Below are 24220 nucleotides of genomic sequence, written 5' to 3' on the forward strand. Positions count from 1 at the left end.
TCCCTCTCCCCCCCCACCCCTCCCCCCCCCCCCCCCCCCCCCCCCCCCCCCCCCACCCCCCCCCCCCCCCCCCCCCCACCCCCCCCCCCCCCCCCCCCCTCCCCCCCCCCCCCCCGCGGCTCTTGTGCGTGCCCGGCCGGGGCGACCTCAGGGCGTGAGGGGCGGGCGGGGGTCCTGGGGGTCCTCGTCGGCACGGGAAGGGGCCTGGGTGCCGTCCTCGCGGATGACCTCGCCCGGGACGACCTTGCCGTCCGGCCGGTACATCCTCGCCTGCTGGAAGGCGTCCGAGAGGCTGCCCGGCTGGGCGGCCCGCATCCGGCGCTCCAGGGAGCGTTCCGCGTACCGCCCGATCGTGGTGCGCACCGGCGGCACGAGCAGGAGCAGTCCGGCCGCGTCCGAGATCAGGCCGGGAATGAGGAGCAGCAGCCCGCCCAGCATCAGCAGGCCGTTGCCCTTGGTGCCCTTGCCGCCCGCCGAGGCGATCGGCGGGGCGTCGGTCGCGCCGGGCTGTCCCGGCATCTGCTGGAGGGTCTCGGTGAGGTTCTTGAAGGCCCGCCGGCCGGCGGCCTTGATGACCGCGGCGCCGAGCACGGCCCCGGCCACCAGGATCAGCAGGACGGTGAGGCCGCCCGCGGCCGATGCGACCACGGTGAGCAGCCAGATCTCCAGCACCAGCCAGGCGGCGAGGGCCGGCGGCAGGAATCTGCGGGCGCGCGAGCGCCGGGGACGGGTCGGGGGCGGAGTGCCGGTCGTCATGCCCCCAGTGTGCCCGTAGCGGCGGGGAAACGGGACAAGGGGGTGATCATGGACCGTGCCCGGCCGCCGACGAGAGCCGGTCAGGAGTTCTTGCGGCCCAGAATCTTGTCGGCACGGGAGGTGATGCCCCAGCCGGTGACCCGCCACAGCGCCTCGACGAGGATGTCCTTGCTCATCTTGGAGTCGCCGACCTCGCGGTCCACGAAGGTGATGGGGACCTCGACCACGTGGTAGCCCGCCTCGACGGAGCGGCGGGCCAGATCCACCTGGAAGCAGTAGCCCTGGGAGGCGACCTGGTCGAGACCGAGGCCCTGGAGGGTCTCGGTGCGGAAGGCGCGGTAGCCGCCGGTGACGTCGCGGACCGAGAGGCCGAGGGCGAGACGGGAGTAGAGGCTGCCGCCCCGGGAGATCACCTCACGGCTCTTGGGCCAGTTCACCACCCGGCCGCCGGGCACCCAGCGCGACCCGAGGACCAGGTCGGCGCCCTTGAGCGCGGTGAGCAGCCGGGGCAGCTCCTCGGGCTGGTGGGAGCCGTCGGCGTCCATCTCGACGAGCACGCCGTAGCCGTGCTCGGAGCCCCAGGCGAAGCCCGCGAGGTAGGCGGCGCCGAGCCCTTCCTTGCCCTTGCGGTGCAGGACGTGCACCTGGTCGTCGGTCGCGGCGATCTCGTCGGCCGCCTTGCCGGTGCCGTCGGGGCTGTTGTCGTCGGCCACCAGGATGTCGGCATCCGGGACGGCGGTGCGCACCCGGTCGACGATCGGCCTGATGTTCTCGACCTCGTTGTAGGTCGGGATGATCACCAGAACCTTGCCGAGCGGGCCGAACTGCCTCTGACCGCCGTCGTTCACTACTGCCCCTTAGAGTCCGTACACAGAGGGACACCATATCCAGCACATCGCCCCGTGGGACTCGCACCCACCGGCGGTCGGCGGATCGGGGCCCGGCGTCCTTCGGGCCGGCCTGGGACCCGCTGGCTGCGGGTCGACCGAATGCCGTTGTCTACTGAACGTCCGGGCCCCACCCGGGTCCCACCCTCCGGCCGGCTGAAACCTTCCCTCGCCCCCGAGGCGCGGGCGCTGAACCTGGCTGTCGGCGGTGGTGCGCCGGTGCGGCACACCACCTCATGACCCAGCGGCGTTCGACGACTGCGTGGAGTCCAACCGGCCGGACATCCTGTGGTGGACCCGGCCGAACCTACCGGCCCCTGGGCGCTTTCTGTCAACAGCCGCTCGACCTGCGACTTCTGACCAAACTACCTGGTCAGCGCCGAGGGCGCCCCGGCGGCGGAGCGGCCCGGCGGCCATCGATCGGCGGTACGAAATGTCCCGACGTCACTCGTTCGGTCGCACGTAGACCGTTTGTCCGAGGACCACCGTGCGCAGACAGACCGGGAGCGGCGCCCCGGGCGTGAGATCCGGCAGGCCGGGCGTGCCGGACCGGGGGTCGGTGGACCATCGGGCGACCCGGTCGTCGGGGGCCTGGACCAGCAGGTCGGCGGCCCGCCAGACGGTGTAGTCGGCCGGCGCCCCGGGCACCAGGAGCCCCGCGTCGTCCCGGCCCACGGCACGCCAGCCGCCCCGGGTGTGGGCGGTGAATCCGGCGCGGACCGAGATGCGGTGCTCCGGGGTGCGGTGGTGGGCGGCGGCCCGGACGGTCCCCCAGGGGTCCAGCGGGGTGACCGGGCTGTCGGAGCCGAAGGCGAGCGGCACACCCGCGCGCAGCAGGGCGGCATAGGGGTTGAGGGTGGCGGCCCGCTCAGCGCCCAGGCGCTCGGCGTACATGCCCTCCGGTCCGCCCCAGGCGGCGTCGAAGGCGGGCTGGACGGAGGCGGTGAGGCCGAGCTCGGCGAAGGCGGCGACGGTTTCAGGGGTGAGCATCTCGGCGTGCTCGACCCGGTGGCGGGCGGCCCTGACGCGGGCGAGGCCCAGCGTTTCGGCGGCGGCCCTGATCCCGGCGACGACGGCGGAGAGCGCGGCGTCACCGATGGCGTGGAAGCCCGCCTGGAGGCCCGCCTCCGTGCAGGCGGTGACGTGGGCGGCGATCCGGGCCGCGTCCAGGTGGCCGGTGCCGGTGGTGCGCGGGTGGTCGGCGTACGGCTCGTGCAGGCAGGCGGTGTGCGAGCCGAGCGAGCCGTCCACGAAGAGGTCACCCGCCGCACCGATCGCTCCGAGCTCCCGGATGCGGCGGGCGCCCTTCTCGTCGGCGATCTCCTCGGCCCAGAGGCCGAAGACCCGCGGTCCCGGCCGCTCGGCGGCGAGTGCGAGGAGGGAGGTGAAGTCCTCCTCGTCGGAGATGTCGGGCCCGGCGCACTCGTGCACGGTACCGATGCCGAGGGAGGCCGCGTGGTCGAGAGCGGCGCGCTGGGCGGCAGCCCGCTGCGCCGGGGTGACCGCGCCGTGGGCGGCGGCCCGTACGGCGTGGTGGGCGTCGCCGGTGAGCGGCGCGTCCGGGTGATAGCCGGTCATCGCGGTGACGCCGGGGACCAGGTCGAGGAGGGCGGTGGTGACGACGGCGGAGTGCACGTCGATCCGCGGCAGGTACAGCGCCCGCCCGCCCGCCGCCTCGTCCAGCTCGGCGCGCGAGGGGTGACGCCGCTCCGGCCAGCGCGCGGCGTCCCAGCCGTGGCCGAGCAGGACGTCTCCGGCAGCGCGGCCGTTCGCGAACGCACGGACGAGGCCGAGTGCCTCGGAGAGCGTACGGGCGCCGGAGAGGTCGAGCCCCGTCAGCGCGAGGCCGGTCGCGGTGGTGTGCACATGGGCGTCGGTGAACGCCGGGGTGACCAGGGCCCCTTCGAGGTCGACCACCTCGTCCACGCCGCTCGCGAAGGCGTCGGCGGCCCCTTCGGATCCCACCCAGGCGACATGTCCGCGTTCGACGACCATCGCGGTGGCGAACGGGTCGGCGGGGCTGTGGACGTCGCCGCCGCGCAGCAGCACGGTGCGGTGTTCGGGGGCGCTCTGGGGGGCGGTGCTCTCGCTCATGGGACCAGTCTCGCGCCTGCGGGCCGCCGCCGGGTCCGCGGCCCCCTCGGAGCGCGCGGAACAGGGGCTCTCAGATGCTCGGGGGCCGGGCCTCGTACGGGGTGGAAAGGACGACGGTGGTCCGGGTGGACACGCCGGCGAGCGAGCGGATGCGGGTGAGCAGGTGCTCCAGCTCCAGCGGGGTCGCCACGCGCACCTTGAGGATGTAGTTCTCGTCCCCGGCGACGCTGTGACAGGCCTCCAGCTCCGGCACCCCGGCGAGCCGTTCGGCGATGTCGTCGGGGGCGCTCGGGTCGAACGGCTTCACCGAGATGAACGCGGTGAGGGGCAGCCCGACGGCCTCGGGGTCGACGACCGCGGCATAGCCGCGGATCACCCCGCGCTGCTCCAGCCGGCGGACGCGCTGATGAACCGCCGAGGTGGACAGGCCCGTGGCCTTGCCCAGGTCGGTGTAGCTCATCCGCCCGTCCTTGACGAGCAACTCCACAATCTGACGGTCCAGCTCCTCCATGCGGATCAACCTACGGCCCCGGACGCCTGTCGGCACAGTCGCACGAGGTCACGGATCGGCACCTGCGGGCGGCATGTGACGAATGCCACAGGTTTACGGGTCGGTAGCGGGCCGCCTCGCGGTTATCGGCCACGTACGGCGGGAAGTGCTTGCTGTGGTCGAGGCCGTGCGCCTTGTCGGCCCACCCGAGGGGGGAATTCTCATGCAGAGCCTGAAGCTCACCGGACGTACCGATCCGGAGCCTGTCGATCCGGAGCCTGTCGATCCGGAGCCTGTCGATCCGGACGAGGACAGTACCGCCGACGTGTACGACATGTTCGAGATGGTCCGGGTGGTCTGCCCGGACTGCGCCCAGCCGATCGCGCTGCTGGCCGACGAGGATGTTCTGCCGGAGCACGCCCGCTGCCCCACACCGTGGAACCCGTTCGTCCTGACCGTCTGCGCCGGGACCGGCCGCGGCGCGGCGGAGGCCCGCCCCGCGGACGAGTCACTGGAGCTCCAGGAGCAGGAGACGGGGCTGCTGCTGACGCTCCCCCAGGGCCTGGACTGGCGGATGCAGCCCTTCTCGCACGCCGGAGGGCCCGGCTCCCGCCCGCTGCGCGTGCCGCGGATGCGGCGCGAGGCCGCCTGATCCTGGCGCCCGGGCCCGTACCGCGTCGCGGGCGTACCGCGTCGCGGGCCCGGGCGCCCGGGCCGTACGGCGGGGCCGCCGCGCCCGGCCCGTACGGCCTCGCGCGTCACGGACCTCGTGCGCCTGCCGGAGCATGTCTCCCGGGCCCCCGGCGAACGGGCTCTCGAATCGGCCGGACGGTGACTCCGGCGTGCCCGGGCGCGTTGGCCGCGTATGACCACGCTGCATTCAACAGCCGGAACGGGGCGTCGGCGCCTCGCCGCACCTGCCGCCGAAGAATCGATTCCGCAGCCGGGTACGCACGCCCCGCAGCCGGGCGCTGCGACCGGCCGGCAGCCGGTGCCGCACCCCGCTCAGCACTCCGCGCCCCCGCCCGCGCCCGCACCTCAGGGGCCGGTGACCGGCGACCGCACCCACCCTGGCGCCCCCGACCGGCCGCTGCCCCGTTCGACCGGGACCTCGGGCTTGGGCTCGCCCGCCGATCCACCGATCTACAGCGCACTGCTGCGGCACTGGGAGAGCACCGGCCGAACCCTGCCGGGCCGCCGCGACCCGGAGTGGACCCAGGCCGCGGCGCCGCCTGTCCGGTCCGACCGGCCGCTGTGGTTCAGCGGGTCTCAGGACCCGCGAGGTGGCGCGCGATGACCATGCGCTGGATCTGGTTGGTGCCCTCCACGATCTGGAGCACCTTCGCCTCGCGCATCAGCCGCTCGACCGGGAAGTCCAGCGTGTAGCCGTATCCGCCGAGGACCTGGACGGCGTCGGTGGTGACCCGCATGGCCGCGTCCGTGCAGAACAGCTTCGCCATGGCCGCCTGCCGCGAGAAGGGCTGACCCGCGTCGCGCAGCCGCGCCGCCTCCAGGTAGAGCGCCCGGCCCGCCTCGATCTGGGTGGCCATGTCGGCGAGCATGAACCGCAGCCCCTGGAAGTCCGCGATGGGGCGGCCGAACTGTCGCCGGTCGGTGGCGTACCGGACGGCCTCGTCCAGGGCGGCCTGGGCGACCCCGATCGCGCAGGCCGCGATACCGAGGCGGCCGGAGTCGAGTGCGGACAGGGCGATGGCGAAGCCCTGGCCCTCCTCGCCGATGCGGCGGTCGTCGCCGACCCGTACGCCGTCGAAGTTGAGCTGGGCGGTGGGCGAGCCCTTCATGCCCATCTTCTTCTCGGGGAGGGCCGCGTTCAGGCCTTCCGCGTCGCCGGGGACGAGGAAGGCCGTGATGCCACGGGGGCCCTCCACACCGGTGCGGGCCAGCACGGTGCAGAAGTCGGCGACGCCGCCGTGCGTGATCCAGGCCTTGGTCCCGGTGATGACCCAGTCGTCCCCGTCCCGTACCGCCCTGGTGCGCAGGGATGCGGCGTCGGAGCCGGAGGCGGGCTCGGAGAGGCAGTACGCCCCGAGCAGGCCGCCGGAGAGCATGGCCGGGAGATGCGCGGCGCGCTGCTCGTCGGTGCCGTATCCGGCGAGCGCGTGACAGGAGAGGGAGTGGACGCTGACGCCGAGGCCGACCGTGAGCCGGGCGGCCGCCAGCTCCTCCAGGACCTGGAGGTAGACCTCGTAGGGCTGGTCGCCGCCGCCGAGGGCGGAGTCGTACGGAAGTCCGAGGAGTCCGGCTTCGGAGAGGAGGGTGAAGACCTCGCGCGGGAAGACGCCCGCTTCCTCTTCCTCGGCCGCCCGGGGAGCGATCTCCTTCGAAACGATGTCGCGGACGAGCGCGACGAGCTGCCGGGACTCCTCGGTGGGCAGACGGCGTTCCACCTGCTGCGGGGCACGGTCGGACATGACGGCGCTCTCCTCCCTGTCGGGCGTTGCGGCGGTCGCGCACTCGGGGTGGGAGAGGCGCCGCCGGGTGATCTCCCGGACGGACCCGGGAAAAGCAGACTGCTCAGCCGATCCTGCCCTCCCGGGTCACGGGGGGCGAGGGGCAGCGGCTGTGGCGGGTTGAGTATGCCCGATCGGGTGCTTTCCGTCACGGGGTAACAGCCGGTCAACGGCAGGTCGGAGGGCTGGAGCGGCCCTTCGGTGATCGCCGGGTCGGTCCGGACCATTGCCCCAGCTGGTCTAGTCCTTCTGTGGTTCCACTGAACGCTTTGCCGCGTTCATGCCAAAGCAGGCGCCGTCTCCCGGAGCTTTTCCCCTCCCACGCACCAGCCCTCCCCCACGAGGAGCCACGATGATCGGACCGAACCGTTCCCGCGCCCGATCGGCGACTCCTACGCCGGCTACGGGAAGGCCTACACGACCGAGGAGCCGGTCGACGGGGACGCCGACACCTGGGACCAGGAACTGCGGGGCGACTTCAACCAGTTGCGCAAGCTCAAGGAGCGCCACCCCGGCCTGAAGGTCCTCTGGTCGCTCGGCGGCTGGAGCCGGTCGGGCGGGTCCGGTGAGGCCGCGCGGAACCCGGCCGCGTTCGCGAAGTCCTGCTACGACCTGGTGGAGGACCCGCGGTGGGCCGATGTCTTCGACGGCATCGACATCGACTGGGAGTACCCCAACGCCTGCGGCCTCACCTGCGACACCAGCGGCCGTGACGCGTACGGCGAACTGCCGGGCGGGGTGCCGAGCGGGGTGCCGGGCGGGCGGCACGCCCGCTTCCGTACGCGTCTCCCCGTTTCCGTACATGCCCCGCCGGTTCGCGTACGTGCGGGCTTCCCGTACGCACCCTCGCTCCAGGCGCTACAGCAGGCCGAGCTGGGTGACGAGCATCGCGAAGACGACCACGAACGCCCAGCCCGCGAGGTGCTCCAGCAGCTTCGAGCCGTCGTCGGGGCCGCCGGTGCGGGCGCGACGGGAGTGGTGGACGGTGGCTGCTGCTGCGGTGGTCGCGGTCATGGCGTCTCGCTGTTCGTCCGGCTTCGACTGGGGGTCCCCCGTAATCCGGTTCAGACTGCCAGGGGGCCGGGCTGACCGGAACGAGATCCCGGTCACGGCAGGGCGGCCGCCGACGGCACGGGCTCTTCCCGCTCCCCCGGTACGAAGCGGATTACCGGCCTCCGGACCGGCCGCGGGGAGGGCTCGGGAGCGGGGTTCGCTGTGGGCGACGCCACACCGCTCCCGAGGCTCCAGGGGCGTCCGCGCCCCAGACGAAGGTCTCGGTGCTCGGGCCGTGCTCGGATAACCGGCCCGCCGAGGAGACGCCCGCGAGGAGCCGCCGGAGATCCGCCCCGAAGCGGTCAGCACCGCCGCCTCGCCGCCACGCGTGCCGTGCGGAAGGACGCCGCGGCCTGCCCGCCCGAGGGGCGCAGACGGCGAAATACCGGTGAGCACCGCTCCGATGATCGCCAGACTGGGTCCCATGAATGAATCAGACCCCAAGGATATTCTTCGCTTCTATCTGCAGAACGCCCGTGACGCCCTCCTGTGGAAGCTCGACGGGCTCCCGGAATACGACATCCGCCGCCCCCTCACCCCGACCGGCACCAATCTGCTGGGGCTCGTCAAGCACGTGGCGAGCGTGGAGCTGGGCTACCTCGGCGACACCTTCGGGCGGCCGTCCGGCGAGGCGCTGCCCTGGGTGGCCGAGGGCGCGGAGGCGAACGCGGACATGTGGGCGACCGCCGACGAGCCGCGCGAGGAGATCGTGGGCCTCTACCGCCGGGCGTGGGCGCACGCGGACGCGACGATCGACGCGCTGCCGCTGGACACGGTCGGCAGGGTGCCGTGGTGGCCGAAGGGCCGGGACGACGTGACGTTGCACCATGCCGCGGTGCGCGTGATCGCCGATACGCACCGGCACGCCGGGCACGCGGACATCCTCCGGGAGCTCATGGACGGCGCCGTGGGGATGAACCAGGGCAACGACAGCATGCCGCCGGGTGACACGGCGTACTGGACGGGGCACCGGGACCGGCTGGAGCGTGCGGCCCGGGAGGCCGGGGAGAAGTACGGGGGCTGAGCCACAGGCCCGGGCCGGGGCAGGTGCTCCTCCGGCTCAGGGCGGGGACTGAAGCGGGCGGGAGGAGCGGGGCGGATCGGGCTCCCGGCCGGAGTGGCCGGAGTGGCCGGACATGTATGCCCAGCGTCCGAATTCACACGGGGGTGTTTCTGGCCATGCGGCCGACTACCGCCCCACGGGAAAGAGGCCTCAGCACGGGACCCGGGGTCGGGTCCCTCGACCGTGCTGGCTACCTTGTGTCCATGCGTGCACGGGGCGGCTGGCCGACGCGAGCGGCCAGGGGCCTGCTCTGCGCTTCGGCCTGCCTGCTGCTCGGCGCCGTCAGCCATGTCGCGGCGGGCGGGCAGCTTCCCGGCACGGGAGTGCTCACTCTCCTGTTCCTCGCCCTGACGGCACAGGGGGCCCTGCTCTTCGGGGGGCGGCGGCGCCGCTTCGACGTCGTGACACTGGTGCTGGGCGGAACGCAGTTCGGCCTGCACAACGCCTTCCACTTCCTCGCCGCACCGCAGCCGGTCGCCCACGGGCACCACATGGCCGGGGCGTCCGGCGGGCACGCCATGCACGCGGACTCCGGGCACGCCACGCACGCGGACTCCGGGCACGCCATGGACGCCGGGATGACCCTGGCGCACGCGGCGGCCACGCTCGGAACCGCCCTCTGCGTGATCTACGGGGAGCGGGTGCTGCGACGCCTCGCGACTCTGCTCGCCCCTCTCCTCGCCCTCCGGCCCGCTCCGTCGCTCCCCTGCCTCCCCCGGCTGCGACGGGTGCCGCCGGTGGTCAGGCGGATCCGGTTCGGAGCGCTCCTCGCCCGCTCCCGGCACCGGCGCGGCCCGCCGTCGGCGGCCCTGGCCTGACAGCCGCCCCGCTCAGCCGCAGACGCCGGATACGACCGGCGTCCATGAGGCATGCCTGCGGGGCTGTCCGGTCGCGCGTCCGCCATCGCCCGCCCTTCGAGGAGCATCCATGTCCCGCAGAACCGACGAACTACCGCAGAACGACCACGATCCCACCGACGCCGCCCCGGACGGACGGGCGACGGACGAACCAACGACGGGCGGACCGACAGACGGACCGCCCGCGGTCCGGCCTTCTCCCGACGCACCGGCACCCGGCGGGCCGGACGGCCCCGCGAAACCGGAGTCCGGGCAGTCCCGGCCCGCCCGCTCCTGGGAAGCCGTACGCCACCTCCTGGTGCGGCTGCACTTCTACGCCGGTGTGCTCGTCGCACCCTTCCTGTTGGTGGCCGCGCTGACCGGGCTGGCCTACACCTTCACGCCCCAGCTCGACCAGCTCGTCTACGGCGATCAGCTGCGGGTCGAGAAGGTCGGCGACGAGCCGCTCCCGCTGGCGGAGCAGATAGCCGCCGCGCGGGCCGCGTACCCCGAGGGCACCACGGCGTCGGTGATCACCCCGCCGGGCCCCGAGGACACCACCCGGGTGGTGCTCTCCGTTCCGGAGCTGGACGACAAGCAGCGCACGGTGTTCGTGGACCCGTACACCGCCGAGGTCCGGGGCGAGCTGACGACCTGGTTCGGGTCGACGCCGCTGACCACGTGGCTCGACGACCTCCACCGCAATCTCCACCTCGGTGACACGGGGCGCCTGTACTCCGAAGTCGCCGCGAGCTGGCTGTGGGTGGCCGTCGCGGGCGGCCTGGTGCTGTGGCTCGGGCGCAGCCGGGGGCGGCGCGCGAGATCGGTCCGGGGCGTGCTGCTTCCGGACCGTGCGGCCCGGGGGGTGCGCCGGACCCGCGGCCGGCACGCGGCCACCGGGGTGTGGCTGGCGCTCGGGCTGCTGTTCCTCAGCGCCACCGGCCTCACCTGGTCGAACTACGCCGGTGAGCGGTTCGGACGGCTCCTGGACGCGGCCAACGGCAACGCCCCGGCCCTCGACACCGCGCTCCCGGGTGCCGAGGCCCCCGCCGAGGACCACTCGGAGCACGCCGGGCACGGCGGTTCCGGCGAAGCGAAGGCCGACGCCTACCCGGCCGACTTCGAGGCGGCGCTCGCGGCGGCCCGGGACGCGGGCCTCGGCGGCACCGTGGTGATCACTCCTCCGGCGGACGCGGCGAGCACGTGGGTCGTGGCGCAGAACGACAACGTCTGGCCGGTGCACTACGACCGGGTCGCCGTGGACACGAGCAGCGGCGAGATCACCTCGCGCACCCGCTGGGCGGACCACCCGGTCCTGAACAAGCTCAGCAAGCTCGGCGTGCAGGGGCACATGGGCGTGCTGTTCGGCGTGGTCAACCAGATCGTGCTGGCCGCCGTCGCGATCGGCCTGACCGCGGTGATCGTCTGGGGCTACCGCATGTGGTGGCAGCGGCGTCCCACCCGCGCCGACCGTCCGGCACTCGCCGGGAAGGCCCCGGAGCGCGGGGCGTGGCGGCGGCTTCCGCTGCCGGTCCTGATCCTGGGCATCCCGGCCGTGGCCGCCCTGGGCTGGGCGCTCCCGGTCCTGGGAGTGACCCTGGCCGGGTTCCTCGTGGTCGACGTGGTGGCGGGGGCGCTCCGCCGGCGGCGTAGCGCCTGAGGTCCTGTCGGGGCCGTCCGGCCGACGGGGCCGCCGGACGGCTCCTGGGGGGATGTCCCGGCGCCCCCCCAGGACAGTGTCAGGAGGGACGCCTGGACGCCTGGATGTCCAGGCGTCCGACCGGGCCGTAGTTCCGGACGTCTAATACTCCAGTGTGATTTCGTGATCTATCCAGCAGGTTCGTCGGCGGATCGTCTTCGGTAGTGGCTGTGGCGGGCTGCCGCTTGGTGGTGTCTGCGCCAGATCGACCAGTGCAGAAGCCCGGCGGCAGTCAAGGCCGGCTGGCCGAAGACTGCGGTAAGCAGATGGCGGATCTCGGGGACGGTCAAGGAGATCGGGTCGCTGCTGTGAGCTGAGCGGTGCGGATCGGCGGGCCGCTTCGGTGCCGCATCGGCGGCGACGGCGGACAGGAAGACTAGAGCGAGCATGGCGAGTGTGATGTGCCGGTGCCATGAGGTCCAGTGCCTGACCTGGTAGTGGTCGAGTCCGACTTGGCTCTTCGCGGCCTGGAAGCACTCCTCGACGCTCCAGCGGACACCGGCCACGCATATCAGCCCGGGAAGGGTCACCGCGGTGGGTGACCAGCACAGGTAGAAGGCCAGTTCACCACTGGTGCGGTTGCGGCGGATGAGCAGATGGCGGTGTTCATCGACGCCGATGTGGATCCAGGCCCAGTCGTAGTAGCGCGGGCCCTTCGCGCCGGGGCCAGCACTCTGCCGCTGCCAGGCGGTGGCGGGCAGGCGTTCGGCGAGGGTGTCCGCGCGGACGGGGGTGCGTCCGTGGTTGATCCACACCCTGGTTGAGCAGGCGACGGCCATCACGTAGCCGGTGCCGCGCGCCTCCAGACCGGCACGGAGCTGTGGGTCCTGTCCATAGGCTTCGTCGCCGGTCACCCACGGTGCCTCCACTCCGGCGTCCAGCGCGGCGGTGATCATCTCCCAGGCCAGGCGGGGCTTGGTCGCGAACCGCACCGTCCTGGGTATCCCGGCCGCCCGGCGGCGTTCGGGATCGGTGGACCAGGAATGCTCGGGCAGGTAGAGCCGGCGGTCGATCAGCGCCCGCCCCCGGCTGGTGACGTAGGCGAGGAAGACGCCGACCTGGGAGTTTTCGATGCGCCCGGCGGTGCCGGTGTACTGCCGCTGGACGCCTGCTGAGGACCGGCCCTTCTTGAGGAACCCGGTCTCGTCCACGATCAGCACGCCGCCGTCGTCGCCAAGGTGCTCGACGGCGTAGGTGCGGATGTCGTCGCGAACGGCATCGGCGTCCCAGCGGGCGTAGCGCACCAGGCGCTGCATCGGCCCCGGCCGGGCGTGACCAGCCTGTTCGGCCAACTGCCAGCAGTTCTTCCGCTCTGCTTGCGAGAGCAGCCCGAGCAGATGGGCGCGGGCACTCGCCCTCGGCTCAACTCGACCGAAGCGGCCCGCCATCCGGGCCATGACCTGGTCGAACATCTTCCGCCAGAGGGCAGGATCCACGTCATGGCCCGCGGACACCGAACGATCTTCGTTTGTCCCCACACCAACCGATGATCACGCGGTGGCTGCTCCCGTTCCCAGCCGGGCCCGTCACGAGATCGCGCAATCAGAACGGATTACCAGGAGCCCCGTCGCCGTCGACATTGGCCACCATCCTGCGCAGCACCTTGAGCGCCGCCACGTACTCCTCGTCGCTGATGCCCTGGTGGACCACGGCGCGCACCTCGGTCGCCAGCTCACGGAGCCGTACTCTGGCGGCCTCCCCTGCATTCGTGAGGTGCAGACGCTGCCCGTCGTCGATGCGGAGCCATTCGCGGTGGAGCAACTGGTCGACGGCCCTGGCGATCTCGTGCGGCCCGTCGGCAAGGTGCGTCAACTCCGCGACGACCTCCTCGCGGCTCGGCGCCGCGGGGCCGCCGCTCACGCGGTTGAGTACCCAGTACTGCGGCTGCGTGACGTCGATCCTGGCCATGGCGTCGCGCAGATGCCGGGTGACGGCCGCTTGGGTCAGGCCGCACCAGTACCCGACCGGCTGAGTGGCCAGCATGTCATCGGTGGCGGCAGGGTTCGCCGGCGCCTGGTCGGTGGTGGATCCAGTCAGCAATTCCATGATCGCGACGCTACATTCCTCCGGCGCGCCGAACCATCGGAATACGACATCTACTACAACTCACGCCGGGTGCACATCGGAACCACCGGCCACCGTACTCTTCGGGTCCGTCGCAGCCCGCGCCGTCATGCCGAAGCCCACCGCGGCCTATGCCGACGATGGCTCACCCATGCAGCCAGCGGGTGCATCACGAAACCACACTGGAGTACTAGACCAGTCGGTCGTCCTCACCGCCATCCCCACCCTCCAGCAGTCGCTCGGCGCCACACCGGCCGCCGTGCAGTGGCTGGCCGCCGGATACGCGCTGACCCTCGCCCTGGGCCTCATCACCGGCGGCAGGCTCGGCGACATCTACGGGCGGCGCAAGATCTTCCTCATCGGCACCGCCGTGTTCACCCTGGCCTCACTGCTGTGCGGCCTCGCCAGCAGTGCGGGCATGCTCATCGCGGCCCGCGTCCTGCAAGGCGGCGGAGCCGCGGTGATGATCCCGCAGATCCTGGCGACCCTCCACGTCACCTTCGACGCCGCTGACGCCAAGAACCGCAGCCGGGCCTTCGCCCTTTACGGAGCGGTCCTGTCTGTCGGCGCCGTCCTGGGTCCGGTTCTGGGCGGTGTGCTCACCGAGGCGGATCTTCTCGGGCTGGGCTGGCGGCCGATCTTCCTGATCAACGTGCCCATCGGCCTCGCGGTGATCACCCTCGGGCGGAAGTTCATCACGGAGTCGACCGCACCGAAGGCCGAGCGCCTCGACCTCCCCGGCATGATGCTGTCCGCGCTGGCCGTGGTTCTGATCGTCTTCCCGCTCACCGAAGGCCACACCCACCGGTGGCCGCTCTGGTCCTTCGCCATGCTCGCCGCCGGTCTCCTGGCCCTCGGCATCTTCCTGCGCCACCAGCGCGGGAAGGAAGCCCCGCTCGTCGCCCTGTCCCTCTTCCAGAACAAGGCGTTCTCCGGCGGCCTGGCCGCGCAGTTCCTGATGGGTCTGCTGTCCGAGATGTTCTTCATGACCTGGACGCTGTACCTCCAGCGGGGCCTGGGCATGAGCCCGCTCCAGGCGGCAGGAGCCTTCGTGCTGATGGCATGCGGTGAGATGGCCGGTGCGGTGATCGCGATGAAGACCACTGGCCGCCACGGGCGCCGCGTGCCGCAGGCTGGAGCATTGTTCGCCGTAGCCTCGATGGCGCTCTACGGGATTCAGATCAGCAGCCGGCAGGCCGACCTGACCCTCCTCGCGATGACGGTCCCGCTCCTGCTGCTCGGTCTCGCCTTCGGCACCATTGGCGGGCCACTCGCCGACATATCCCTGGCCAAGGTCCCGCACAGGAATGCAGGATCGGCCTCGGGCCTGTTCAACACTGCGGTCCACCTCGGCATTGCCCTCGGCACCGCGCTGACCGCCCTGGTGTTCCTCTCCGCCACCGGCGGCTCGCCCGACGCCGCGGTCAACCGGGACGCGTTCACCGGCGTGCTCTGGTGGGTTGGCGGCGCCTTCGCTCTCATGTGGGCCCTGATGTTCTGCCTGCCCAGGCGCACGAACAGTCAGGCTGATTGATCCACACCGGCTCCCTGTATCGACCGCCACGATGTACAACACCTGTCACACACCAAACCGTCCGGTACCGAGTCGTTGACCAGCGCAAACGTCAGCCAGTCGGCAGATACTTCCGTCCTACACCAACAGAAGCGACGTGGTGCAGGCACGCCTTACGGCCGTCGGCCGTGCCGGGTCGTCTTCTCCTCGGTGACCGGGCCCTGGTGGGTGACCGGGTGGTCGTCGGAGGCGCCCTTCACACGGGCGCAGAAGTCGCTTTGGACCCAGAAGTCGCCGATCGCGCTCGCGGCGCGGGTCAGTCCGAGCAGGGCGGCGAAGGTGGCGGGACGATGCATGCTGGGGGTTCTCCTGATCTCGAAAAGGGTGAGGGAGCGGGGCGGCCGGCCCTTTGCCGATGCACGTACGCAGGGCGGCTCGTCGGCCCCGGAGTCGCCGAACCGACTCTGTTTCGGCACCTGGGGCGGCACGTTTCATCGGTATCCCCAGGTCGCGGGCCTCCCACGATCCTCTATGTCACACCTCAGTGGCAGACTGCGGCACAACGAAGCTTCAGAAGGAGCAAGGCGTTGCGGCAGGGTCACCCGTCGAGCGCCACTGCTTGGGGGTGGCTGGTACCACCGGGGGGAGATGTGCGGCTGTGATCTTCGACAGTCTTGATGTGTCGTACGGCGAGATGTGGGGTTCCTATCGGGGAATGACCCATCGGGTCCCGATGTCGCGCGCGCTCGCGGCACGCAAGCATGCGGCCGGGGTGGACTACGCGGTTCTGCTTTCCGCGCGGGAGCGACCGCTGGCACTGATCGAATACTGGCCGCGGCGTATGTGGCGTGTGTATCTGTTCGACGACAGGTCCTGGCGCATGCAGATGATCGACTTCAAGCCTCACAGCCCGGGAAGGTTGCTGGCGCAGCGGAACACTCGATGGCAGTTTCCCAACGAGCAGGCGCACTTGTACGGGAAGTGGGATGGTCAGGAGACCACGACCGTCTCAGCCGACGGGCAGGTCGAGGTTCGGTCCGAGTTCGCCGGACCGCGGGGCGGGTCACCGGAGTCATCGCACGATCGAGCATCCGGCTCGTCGAGCGTCTCCGTGCGGCAGTTCGCGACGCCCATCGAGGACTTCCTCTGTCACGCACCGGAATTCGGCGACTGGCAGGTGTTCGCGCCGTTCCTCGCTCAGCAGGGCCACGAGTCCGCCGCGACCGTAGTCCTGAACGACGTGTCGGTGGACGAAGGATCGGGACCGCTGCGCGCCACCGGAGTCGAGCAACTATTCAGCCCGGGTGCGTGCGACACCCGGGAGGGGCCGGCCGTCGTCGAGCCCATTGACGTCGGCATGCTGCGGATCACGTCAGGGCAGCTGGCGGTCTCTGACCCTGGCTGGATCAGCAACCCGCGGACCGTCGCTGTGCCACTGGGCGAGTTCCCGGTCACTCTGTCGCTTCTGCGGACGACGCGCGGAGCCGGTGTCGCCGCGGCAAGGGTGACGTTCCTGGACGTCCCTCCCCAAGAGTGGGAAATGACCCTCCGGCCTGACGAGGACCTGGGGTTGCTCGGCGAGGGCCAGTTCTACGGGGTTGGCGTGGATACCGGCACAGCGGCTTTCATGGATGCGACGCGGGCTGTGACCGAAGACCAGCTGGACGACGACATTTTCATACCCCTCGACGGCGACAGCCAATTCAGCGTCGAACTGCCCGGCACAGAGCCCGAGCCGAACCTCATCGCCTTCCGTGCCGGCCAAGGCGACGGGGCCTACCCCGTCTGGACCGGCCGCACCGAAGACGGACAGGTTAGTTGCGTCGTCGTCGACTTCCAGCTCCGTTCCGCCGACGGAGCAGAGTAAGGACCGCCGACCACCGGCGCGGGCCGCACTGCCTGAGGCTGAGACCACAACGAACCTCCACACTGCACACGGCGAAGGCTCCTACCAGTTGCCTCCCGAGCCAGGAGCGCAATCGGATAGAACCGGCCGGTCAGCTGGGCGGACTGCTCCAGTTCAACACGCTGAACTTGACAGAGAAGTCGTCACTGACCAGGGCGCTGAACTTGTCGAGCCCCAGGACCTGCGTGGCGGGCCAGCTGGCGGCCCACGTGCTCTTGCCCGAACCAGCCGCGCCGATCAGGCAGACCAGCGACGGGGCGGGGATCGTCGTGTCGAGGGGCAGTGCGTTGTCCAGACGGAAGGTCTTCATGCGGATTCTCTCTGCGGGTCAAGAGCACGGGGGGCGTAGTAGGTCTGCAGGCCAGCGTTCTCGGTGATGAGGGCCGCAGTCTCGTGCAGCGGGCACGACATCTCGCCGTCACGGTCCGGCTCGATGCGCCCGGCGGCCTGTCCGGCGACGGTGAGCAGCTGCGCGAGGGAGCCGAAGACGCCGTCCTGACGATGGTCTTCGTGGTGGAGCTCGCGCAGGATCTGTGCGAGCTCCTGGGCGGCGATCTCGCCGGTGAGGTCGTCCTCGATCTGCTGGAGAGCGAGCTTGGCGATGCCGGCGGCAGCGCGGACTCGGTCCAGGCGGGTGCGGGTCACTGGCGTACGCCGGGACGGGTGGTCAGCCAGACGGTGACGGCAGCGGCGCCGATCGCGCGGTGCAGAGCGGCATCCCGCTCCATCCACGCACTGCCCGGCCCGGCCCGGTGAGCTCCGAGGTGGCATTGCCGTCGTCGTCGACGCGAGCGACCTTGCAGTGCTCGATGTAGCCCGTCTTCTTGGTCTTCTTCGCCAGTATCGGCAGGTTCGGATATTCGACTGTGCCGAATAGCGTTTGTGAGCCCACCGCGGGGCAGTCGGACGACGCGGGGGCGGTTCCTTGGTCTGGCATCAATACACTCCTCTCATCAGCACTTACGTTCGGGTGCTGCATCTGAAAGCAGGGGGGATGTGATGGCGACGGTCGACGTGCAGAGGGTCTGGAAGCCGTCCGTAAGGGACCTCTGGGCGGGACGACGCCCTCTGTGGTGGACCGTTGGCCCGACGGGGGAGCTGGCTGTTCTGCTCGTCCATCGGCAGTGCCTACGCCGAAGCCGCTACGTGAAGGGTTGGGTGGGATGGGGCCCGCAGGTCCCATTCGATGCGGTGCTCGTGATACGCCAGGCTGACGGGTCGCTTCAACGTCGACCGATCAAGGACGTCCCGGTCAGGCCGAGCCACATCGCTCTTCTCCCGAAGGCCCGTCTTCTCATCGCAAGCGGTCGAGCGGGCAAGGAGGAGTCGGGAGCATGGAGCCCGAACGCCGTGGTGTTCTCTCTGGAAAGTGGTGACCAAGAAGCCACCTTCTGCATCGGCGACGACATCCCTGCTCTGGTGACCGATCGCGGGGGATCGATCTGGACGGCTTACGGAGACGAAGGCATCTACGGAGGGCATCCGGAGTCTGCAGCCGGTCTTGCCGGCTGGAGTGCCGATGGTCGCGCAACCTGGGCTCCGGGAGGTCGCCTTCCTGACGTGCCTTTGGAGGGATGCACTGCTGCCACCGAGGGGGACCGGGTCTGGCTGATCTGGTATTCCGGCAGTCGGCGGGGAGGCACGTTCTTGACGCGGATCACCCCGTCGACCGGTGAGGTGACCAGTTGGCCCAGCCCCGTACGTGACCCGGACGGGTTCGCCGTGCGCGACCATCGAGCGGTCCTGACCAAGCGCGTTCACAACCAGAGGTCAACCGAAGTGGTGCGAGCCGAGTTGCATGGTGATACCTGGAGTGTGACCGAGCGACGCAAGATTCGAGTGCCCGGACGGGTGGTCATGCGCTGCGGTCAGGGTCGCGACGGTCTTCTATGGCTTCGCGCCGGCGACACGTGGCTTCGCATCGAAGCCTGATAGCGGCCGAGAGCGTGCAGCTCACGATCGACGGGCCACCTCAGCTGCGTAGGCCATTCTGACCGCGCCGGCAGACCACCGTTCGGCCGCCATAGGGCTGATACCGAGCAGCCGTTGCAGCACAGCTGGCGGCATCTGTGTGCAAAGGTCGAGCAGGGCGGCGCATCGTCCGGCTTCGGACGGGAGGCCGATGTTCCGCAGACGGGTCGCGAGCCGGCTGCTGGTCAGTGCTCGTCCGGGACGCTGGGTCGGGAACAGCCAAGGCGCGTTTGTCTCGTTGCTGTTGACGGCGTGCTCATGGCTGTGCGCGATGTCGACGAGTTGCAGGACAAGGGCGTCCAGGGGTGGTGGCAGCCTGAGCGGTGTCTTGTTGATGCGCAGTGCGACGCCGTCCTCGTCGTGCAGGACGTGGTCGGTGGTCAGGCGGCAGGTTCTGGCGGGAGTCTGGCCGTAGAGCAGGACCATCAGGCCAGCGACGCGGTCCTTGGTCTCGAAGGAGTCGTCGTTGAGGAGCTGGCGGGCGATCTTCCATCGTTCGTCGGCATCGAGCGGGCGGTAGGAGACCCGATGGGCCCGGGTGGGGATGCTGATCCCGGAGGCGAACTTGCTGCGGACCGCCCAGGCGACGAAAGGACCGGCGGCGTAAGGACCCTGGTGGGGTTCGGAGGTGAGCCAGAGGTCGATGTGTTCCTGTCGGCAGGTCGCCAGCCTCTCACCCTGGTTCTTGAGCCAGGCCAGGAACAGCACGGCCTTGGAGATCTGCACTTGTGTGATGTCAGCTGTCGATGCGGTGATCGTCTTTCCGCGGGCTCGTCGCCGGATGCGTGCGACCCGGTCCCAGCGCGCGTAGGCGGTGATCAGCTGCCGGTGCTCGGGATCATTCAGGGCGGCCGTCTTGTACTCGATCCACCGTTCCAGGCGGGCGAGGTATTCGTCGCGGACAGGCAGGATGCCGGCCGCGACCACGACGGACCGGAACCAGTCGACGGCCAGGTCGCGGCGGTGCCCGGCACTTCGGGCGTCGAGAGCCTCATGACTAAGTTCGCAGACCCCGGACGCCAGGTCGTTCAGGAGGCTGGCGGCCTCTTTCGACTCGCGCGTGTAGAGCAGTGCCCTGCTGGGATTGTGGTCGAGCAAAGCGGCTGCAATCTGGTCGAGCTCTGGACGTGGCCTGCCGTCCGGCGGCGTCAGGAGCCTGCGTAGATGCCGCTCACCGGCGCAGCGACGGCACCGACCGAAATGAAACAGCCGCTCGACCTTGCCACAGTCCTCGCACGGCTTTCGGGCCTCGGGCGCCACTTCCCAGCAGTTTTCGCAGAACGGGCCGCGGGCGACCCTGGCAACGACCCGCTTCGTCCGGCCGCAGTCCGTGCAAGGTTCTGGCGTGGTCAGGCAAGCCCGGCAGCGGGAGGAGTCGGTGGTGCTGTGGAAGCAGGGACGGACGTTGCCGCAGGAGGTACACGTCATCGTGGGCGGCTTTCGGCACGCCGAGCAGAGCGGCCCCTGACCAGTGCGGGCGGAGACAGCCCGGTATTTGCCGCAGACGATGCACGTCTCCTGGCAAGTTGCCTCCCTGTCGCGGCAGGTGTTGCAGAACGGGGCCCCGCTGGCGTCTCTGCCTGCGGGGGTGCGGGAGCGACTGCACCACTTGCAGGGTTCGGCGAGGGAGCGGTTGTAGCAGTTGCCACAGACTCGGAGCCGTTTGATCGAGTGTCCGAGCCGGACGGTGCGCTGGCAGTGCGGGCACTTCGGAGCGGAGACGCCCGTGGCGCCGGCGTGGTGGAGCCGGTCGACCAGGAGCACAGTCCGCGGTGAGTAGTGGTCGGCCTGGCCGGTGAGCAGGGCGGGTTCGTTCTGCACGTCCCAGTGCAGGCGCCGCGTGATGGTGAGCTTGCCTTCTGTCACCTCGGCAATGACCGCCCGCAGAGTGTCCTCGCTCACTCCCAGCGGGCGACCGGCCAGGAACTGCAGCAGGTCACTGGCCGGGTCCTCCGTACATTCGGCCTTGAAGCACGAGCGGCATGCCTCGCGGCCCGTGCGATCGAGCCCGTAGCGCGGAGTGGCGTTGTTGCCGCAGACCGCGCAGGCCCAGCCTTTCGTCTTGTTGCTGCTGCCGCATGAGGCGCACAAGCGCAGGCCGGCTCCGTTGGTGTTCGTCAGCGGGCGCAGTTTGCCGCAACGCGAGCAGGGTGGCCGGACGACGTTGACGGCCCCGAACTCCTGCAGGATGCGGATGAACCGCTCCACCGAGGCCGGGCCTTCGGCCCGGCCCGAGATCAGCAGACCGCCTTCCAGCGCCTGGGCCAGACGCACAGCTGCCGACTTCGAGGCCACGGCACGCTGGACCGCCTGCTGAATGGTCTCGGGCGACAGTTCCGGCTCGACCGCAGCGACCAGCTCGCAGATCACGGCATGCGGGTCGGCCTCGAACGGGGCGGTAGCCCTCATGAGGGCCGGGTGATGCGGGCCCGCTTGGGCCGGAAGTCTCCGACACCGGTGGCCTCAGTGCCATCCGCTGCCTTCTTCGCGCGCGGCCTGCCGGCGGACACGGGCTCGATCAGGTCGTCCATGGTGCAGCCGAGGATGTCCAGCAAGGCCATGAGCACCTTGAGATTGAGCCGCTCCGGCGTTTCGACCACCAGGCGGTAGATCTGGCTGGCGGACAGCTCGATGCCCCGCTCGGCCAGCAGCGGCCGCAGGTCGGTGGTGGAGAACATTCCTTTGGTGGCCATCACCTCGCGCAGGTGCCACCGGTAGTCGAGCTTCGCAGTCATCGTCGTCCGCTCTGTTGCAGGGTCTGGGTGCCAGGGTCGTTGTCGAAGACCAGGTCGATGGCCTTGAGCATCATGGTGTTGGCGAAGTCGTCGCTGACGGCCGTGTAGAGGGCGGTCGTGGAGGCGTAGAGGTGGCCCACCTGTTCCTGGATGAACTTCGGTCGACACCGTCTTCGATGCTGTGCGTGACGTACGAGTGCCGCAGGCAGTGCGGCGTCAGCTCGTCCGGCAGGCCAAGTTCCTCGCGGTAGAGCGCGAAGCGGTCCTCGATCTCACGGGCTCGCAGCCGGCCTCCGCGCTCGGTCAGCCAGAGGGCCGGATGAGTCGGGAAGCCGTATCGGGGGCGGATGTTGACGACGTAGTCCTCAAGGGACTCCACCGCCCACGGCATGATGCTGGCGACGTTGCGCCGGCGCGGTCCGGACCCCTTCGTGCCCTTGGCTTTGCGGACGTGGACCATGCCGTACCGGCCGAACTGGGGAGCCTTCGCGTTGCGGTAGAGGTCCACGAGGTCCAGGCCGGACGCTTCGGAGACGCGCAGGCCCCATCCATAGATCGTCTTGAATAGGGTTGAGTCCCTGTAGGCAGTCAGGGCTCCTTTGCGGCCCCGTCGAGTCGCCCGCTCCACCCGTTCGTCGATGTGGTCGAACAGCAGCTGGCATTCGTCGCGGGTCATCGGCCTGCGAGCCGGGTCGCCCTCGTAGTCCGCCAGGTGTTCTCGCCGATTACCATCGTGCAGGATCGGCGTCGGGTGCGTACCGAAGCGGTCCAGGCAGACGTCCACCCAGCCGTAGACCGGGTTGAGCAAGTAGTCCATGAACAGGCCCACGGCACCCTGGTAGGCGCGGAGCGTCGACCGAGCCCGGTTGTGGCTGACGACGAGATCGGTCATCCACTCGTCGATGTGCGAGGCTGTCCAGTTCCACGGGTACTCGTTCGTGAAGTCTCTGAACTGCTCAACCATCGCGCGGCGGCCCTCAGCCGTACGCGCTTGGAGCCCCCGTCCCCCCAACTGCTGGCGCCCCCAGCCCGTCAACATCGCCTCAAGCACCATGTCCTCGGGGTGAAGCAAGTACACACCAGAGACGAGCTCCAACTTTGCGGCCCCAGGTATCTCCCGCGTGCTGTCGGACACTCCCACCCTCTCTCACTAGAGGGTGAAATCATGCATCTGATGAACGTGGCTGATCAAATTGGCAGGCCAGACCACCCAGCGAAGCGGATCCTGACGGTGGAGACCGTAGCTACACTTCCTCCAGCACCAGGGAATATGGCGCCTCCCCGCGTGCATCTGATGCAATTCCCCGGGGTCCCACAGCAGAGCGGCGCCGCGGTCGATCGCGGCGTGTGTTCCGGCGTTGATGGCCGCACCGGCGAGCAGCGCGGCCGGGGTGACGCGGGCGTGCCGTCGAAGCACTCCTCTGCAGTCCACTCGCACGACGCCTCGTTTCCGGCGGAGGATCACCGCCTTCCTCTCACGAGGCTGCCGAAGCAAGGCCGGAATCGAGCGTGGGTGTCAGGCGCCGGACCTGCACGCGCCGGGAGGCCATACGACGTCGACAGTCAGCCCGGCCGCGCGGGCGGCGGCCACGGTGTCCGCTGTGCCGCCGCCTTGGCCAGTGGGCGGGCTGCCGTCCCAGACGGCGAGCAGATGGTCCACGCCTTGGAGAAGGCGTAGGTTGGCGGCTTCGTAGGCCGCGCGCCCCGCGTGCTCGAATGGCATGATCACCACGTCATCGGCGGCCTCGCACAGCACGTCGAACCTGCTGAGGTCTGCCGGGGCCACAACCGCGTCCCGGTAGTCCCTGGACGGGATGATCGCGGACAGCCGACCGCCGAGGGCCAGGACTTCCTCGGCGAAAAGGGTGTCAGCGCCGCGGGCCAGACAGGAACGCCCCACGAGTGCGTCGTCGCGCAGGTCGGCCAGCAGTTCACGCAGAGCCGTGCGCACCGCTCCAGCTGCCTCGTCGGCCAGGTCCATGTGACCGGTGACGGCGACCGTGACCACGCGGCAGTCCCCTTCCGGCCCGAGCGATGTGGCCGTCACTCTATCCGGCGCGGTCACCGATCGGGCCGATCGAGCCGATCCAGCCGAGCGAGCGGTATGGACCGTCCGCGGGCCTCACAGAGCCATGGCAGCGGCGAACCCCAGGACGTATGCCCCGGCGAAGAGGAGGGGGATCCACCGCTCGACCCGGTTCAGCGGCAGATAGACGCGCCAGTCCCGGCCCTCGCCGAGCGCGCGCCACTCGGCGGCCACGAAGGTGCGGGCCGGCAGCCGCTCCTCCAGCGCACCGATCACCTCGAACTTGCCCCGGTTCAGCTGGTGATAGGAGCGGATGGTGAACCACCAGGTGACACACATGCCCAGCACAACCAGCAAGGCCGCGAGGGCGAGGACGACCGTCACCTCGCGGTGGTCTCCCTGGGACAACCAGGCGCCGAGGAGGGCGAGCAGGCCGGTGTGGAGGGTCAGGAAGAAGGTGTTGGCGAGGTTGCGCCGGGCGCTGACCCTGTCGGCCATCTCCACACACAGCTTGTACTGCTCGAAGATCGCGGCGTGATACGTGGCCTTCGCGTCGTGATAGTCCTCCGCGCCGATCCCGTCGTTCCACAGTGCGCCGCTGATGTCGGCCATGGCGGCATCTCCTTGTAGTCGCTACGCTCACCAACCCTGCTGGA

At 70.4% G+C, this 24220-nt stretch carries 24 protein-coding genes and 1 pseudogene; 8 read left to right on the forward strand and 17 right to left on the reverse strand.

Annotated elements, in window-relative coordinates; translation table 11 throughout:
* Positions 1-147 precede the first annotated feature (147 nt).
* The 4 genes from fxsA to ACZ5WC_RS13910 all read right to left on the reverse strand — a co-directional run bounded on the left by fxsA (position 148) and on the right by ACZ5WC_RS13910 (position 4248).
* Complete coding sequence (gene fxsA, locus ACZ5WC_RS13895) at positions 148-756, reverse strand: FxsA family membrane protein (RefSeq protein WP_468541013.1); 609 nt, start codon at positions 754-756, stop codon at positions 148-150.
* 80 nt (positions 757-836) lie between these two features.
* Entirely contained in the window at positions 837-1604 is a 768-nt protein-coding gene (locus tag ACZ5WC_RS13900; protein ID WP_468541014.1) for a polyprenol monophosphomannose synthase, read from the reverse strand.
* Positions 1605-2087: 483 nt separating this feature from the next.
* Positions 2088-3737 carry an amidohydrolase gene (locus tag ACZ5WC_RS13905; protein WP_468541015.1) on the reverse strand — a complete coding sequence of 550 codons (1650 nt, stop codon included), beginning with the start codon at positions 3735-3737 and terminating at the stop codon, positions 2088-2090.
* Between the two features lie 70 nt (positions 3738-3807).
* Positions 3808-4248, reverse strand: coding sequence for an Lrp/AsnC family transcriptional regulator (locus ACZ5WC_RS13910; protein WP_096632408.1), 441 nt, complete (start codon positions 4246-4248; stop codon positions 3808-3810).
* Positions 4249-4450: 202 nt separating this feature from the next.
* On the opposite strand from ACZ5WC_RS13910, the gene ACZ5WC_RS13915 reads away from it, so the two are divergent.
* On the forward strand, positions 4451-4879 hold the full coding sequence (locus ACZ5WC_RS13915) for a hypothetical protein (RefSeq protein ID WP_468541016.1): 429 nt from the start codon (positions 4451-4453) through the stop codon (positions 4877-4879).
* A gap of 607 nt (positions 4880-5486) precedes the next feature.
* On the opposite strand, the gene ACZ5WC_RS13920 is transcribed toward ACZ5WC_RS13915, so the two are convergent.
* A complete protein-coding gene (locus tag ACZ5WC_RS13920; RefSeq protein ID WP_468541017.1) occupies positions 5487-6659 on the reverse strand; it encodes an acyl-CoA dehydrogenase family protein in 1173 nt (390 codons plus the stop codon).
* A gap of 420 nt (positions 6660-7079) precedes the next feature.
* Between ACZ5WC_RS13920 and ACZ5WC_RS13925 the strand changes: the two are divergent.
* Positions 7080-7433, forward strand: a pseudogene (locus ACZ5WC_RS13925) (glycosyl hydrolase family 18 protein); the annotation flags it as partial.
* 123 nt (positions 7434-7556) lie between these two features.
* On the opposite strand, the gene ACZ5WC_RS13930 reads toward ACZ5WC_RS13925, so the two are convergent.
* A complete protein-coding gene (locus ACZ5WC_RS13930; protein ID WP_468541018.1) occupies positions 7557-8177 on the reverse strand; it encodes an SCO1431 family membrane protein in 621 nt (206 codons plus the stop codon).
* Between ACZ5WC_RS13930 and ACZ5WC_RS13935 the strand changes: the two genes are divergently transcribed.
* The 3 genes from ACZ5WC_RS13935 to ACZ5WC_RS13945 all read left to right on the forward strand — a co-directional run bounded on the left by ACZ5WC_RS13935 (position 8176) and on the right by ACZ5WC_RS13945 (position 11310).
* Positions 8176-8775, forward strand: a complete 600-nt coding sequence (locus ACZ5WC_RS13935; RefSeq protein ID WP_468541019.1) for a DinB family protein — start codon at positions 8176-8178, stop codon at positions 8773-8775. The two genes, ACZ5WC_RS13930 and ACZ5WC_RS13935, sit on opposite strands and share 2 nt — an antisense overlap.
* A 362-nt stretch (positions 8776-9137) precedes the next feature.
* Positions 9138-9632 (forward strand): hypothetical protein, encoded by a 495-nt coding sequence (locus ACZ5WC_RS13940; RefSeq protein ID WP_468541331.1) that lies wholly within the window; start codon positions 9138-9140, stop codon positions 9630-9632.
* 109 nt (positions 9633-9741) lie between these two features.
* On the forward strand, positions 9742-11310 hold the full coding sequence (locus ACZ5WC_RS13945; protein WP_468541020.1) for a PepSY-associated TM helix domain-containing protein: 1569 nt from the start codon (positions 9742-9744) through the stop codon (positions 11308-11310).
* Positions 11311-11477: 167 nt separating this feature from the next.
* Here the strand turns inward: ACZ5WC_RS13945 and ACZ5WC_RS13950 are convergent, their stop codons facing one another.
* Entirely contained in the window at positions 11478-12761 is a 1284-nt protein-coding gene (locus ACZ5WC_RS13950; RefSeq protein WP_468541332.1) for an IS701 family transposase, read from the reverse strand.
* Positions 12762-12891: 130 nt separating this feature from the next.
* Positions 12892-13395 (reverse strand): MarR family winged helix-turn-helix transcriptional regulator, encoded by a 504-nt coding sequence (locus ACZ5WC_RS13955; protein ID WP_468541021.1) that lies wholly within the window; start codon positions 13393-13395, stop codon positions 12892-12894.
* Positions 13396-13564: 169 nt separating this feature from the next.
* Here ACZ5WC_RS13955 and ACZ5WC_RS13960 point away from each other — a divergent pair, with 169 nt between their 5' ends.
* Positions 13565-14947 (forward strand): MFS transporter, encoded by a 1383-nt coding sequence (locus ACZ5WC_RS13960; protein ID WP_468541022.1) that lies wholly within the window; start codon positions 13565-13567, stop codon positions 14945-14947.
* A gap of 152 nt (positions 14948-15099) precedes the next feature.
* Here the strand turns inward: ACZ5WC_RS13960 and ACZ5WC_RS13965 are convergent, their stop codons facing one another.
* On the reverse strand, positions 15100-15282 hold the full coding sequence (locus ACZ5WC_RS13965) for a hypothetical protein (RefSeq protein WP_468541023.1): 183 nt from the start codon (positions 15280-15282) through the stop codon (positions 15100-15102).
* Positions 15283-15584: 302 nt separating this feature from the next.
* Here ACZ5WC_RS13965 and ACZ5WC_RS13970 point away from each other — a divergent pair, with 302 nt between their 5' ends.
* Positions 15585-16793: a DUF4241 domain-containing protein gene (locus ACZ5WC_RS13970; protein ID WP_468541024.1), complete on the forward strand. Its 1209-nt coding sequence runs from the start codon at positions 15585-15587 to the stop codon at positions 16791-16793.
* 130 nt (positions 16794-16923) lie between these two features.
* Here the strand turns inward: ACZ5WC_RS13970 and ACZ5WC_RS13975 are convergent, their stop codons facing one another.
* The 3 genes from ACZ5WC_RS13975 to ACZ5WC_RS13985 are packed head-to-tail and all read right to left on the reverse strand — an operon-like array spanning position 16924 to position 17769.
* Complete coding sequence (locus ACZ5WC_RS13975) at positions 16924-17142, reverse strand: hypothetical protein (protein WP_468541025.1); 219 nt, start codon at positions 17140-17142, stop codon at positions 16924-16926.
* Positions 17139-17477: a hypothetical protein gene (locus ACZ5WC_RS13980; RefSeq protein ID WP_468541026.1), complete on the reverse strand. Its 339-nt coding sequence runs from the start codon at positions 17475-17477 to the stop codon at positions 17139-17141. The genes ACZ5WC_RS13975 and ACZ5WC_RS13980 overlap by 4 nt, the downstream gene beginning before the upstream one ends.
* A gap of 22 nt (positions 17478-17499) precedes the next feature.
* Positions 17500-17769, reverse strand: coding sequence for a hypothetical protein (locus ACZ5WC_RS13985; RefSeq protein ID WP_468541027.1), 270 nt, complete (start codon positions 17767-17769; stop codon positions 17500-17502).
* Positions 17770-18182: 413 nt separating this feature from the next.
* On the opposite strand from ACZ5WC_RS13985, the gene ACZ5WC_RS13990 reads away from it, so the two are divergent.
* The gene (locus ACZ5WC_RS13990; RefSeq protein ID WP_468541028.1) at positions 18183-18764 is read left to right on the forward strand and encodes a hypothetical protein; all 582 of its coding nucleotides are present in this window, start codon (positions 18183-18185) and stop codon (positions 18762-18764) included.
* A 21-nt stretch (positions 18765-18785) separates the two neighbouring features.
* Here the strand turns inward: ACZ5WC_RS13990 and ACZ5WC_RS13995 are convergent, their stop codons facing one another.
* The 5 genes from ACZ5WC_RS13995 to ACZ5WC_RS14015 form a co-directional block, all read right to left on the reverse strand.
* A complete protein-coding gene (locus ACZ5WC_RS13995) occupies positions 18786-21212 on the reverse strand; it encodes a hypothetical protein (protein WP_468541029.1) in 2427 nt (808 codons plus the stop codon).
* Positions 21209-21538 (reverse strand): helix-turn-helix domain-containing protein, encoded by a 330-nt coding sequence (locus ACZ5WC_RS14000; RefSeq protein WP_468541030.1) that lies wholly within the window; start codon positions 21536-21538, stop codon positions 21209-21211. Before ACZ5WC_RS14000 ends, ACZ5WC_RS13995 begins: the two co-directional genes overlap by 4 nt.
* Positions 21539-21608: 70 nt before the next feature.
* A complete protein-coding gene (locus tag ACZ5WC_RS14005; protein ID WP_468541031.1) occupies positions 21609-22592 on the reverse strand; it encodes a tyrosine-type recombinase/integrase in 984 nt (327 codons plus the stop codon).
* A 462-nt stretch (positions 22593-23054) separates the two neighbouring features.
* Positions 23055-23546 carry a hypothetical protein gene (locus tag ACZ5WC_RS14010; RefSeq protein ID WP_468541032.1) on the reverse strand — a complete coding sequence of 164 codons (492 nt, stop codon included), beginning with the start codon at positions 23544-23546 and terminating at the stop codon, positions 23055-23057.
* A gap of 114 nt (positions 23547-23660) precedes the next feature.
* Entirely contained in the window at positions 23661-24176 is a 516-nt protein-coding gene (locus tag ACZ5WC_RS14015; protein WP_468541033.1) for a RipA family octameric membrane protein, read from the reverse strand.
* Positions 24177-24220: the final 44 nt, after the last annotated feature.

It is taken from the genome of Streptomyces sp. NPDC033165 (assembly GCF_055577965.1).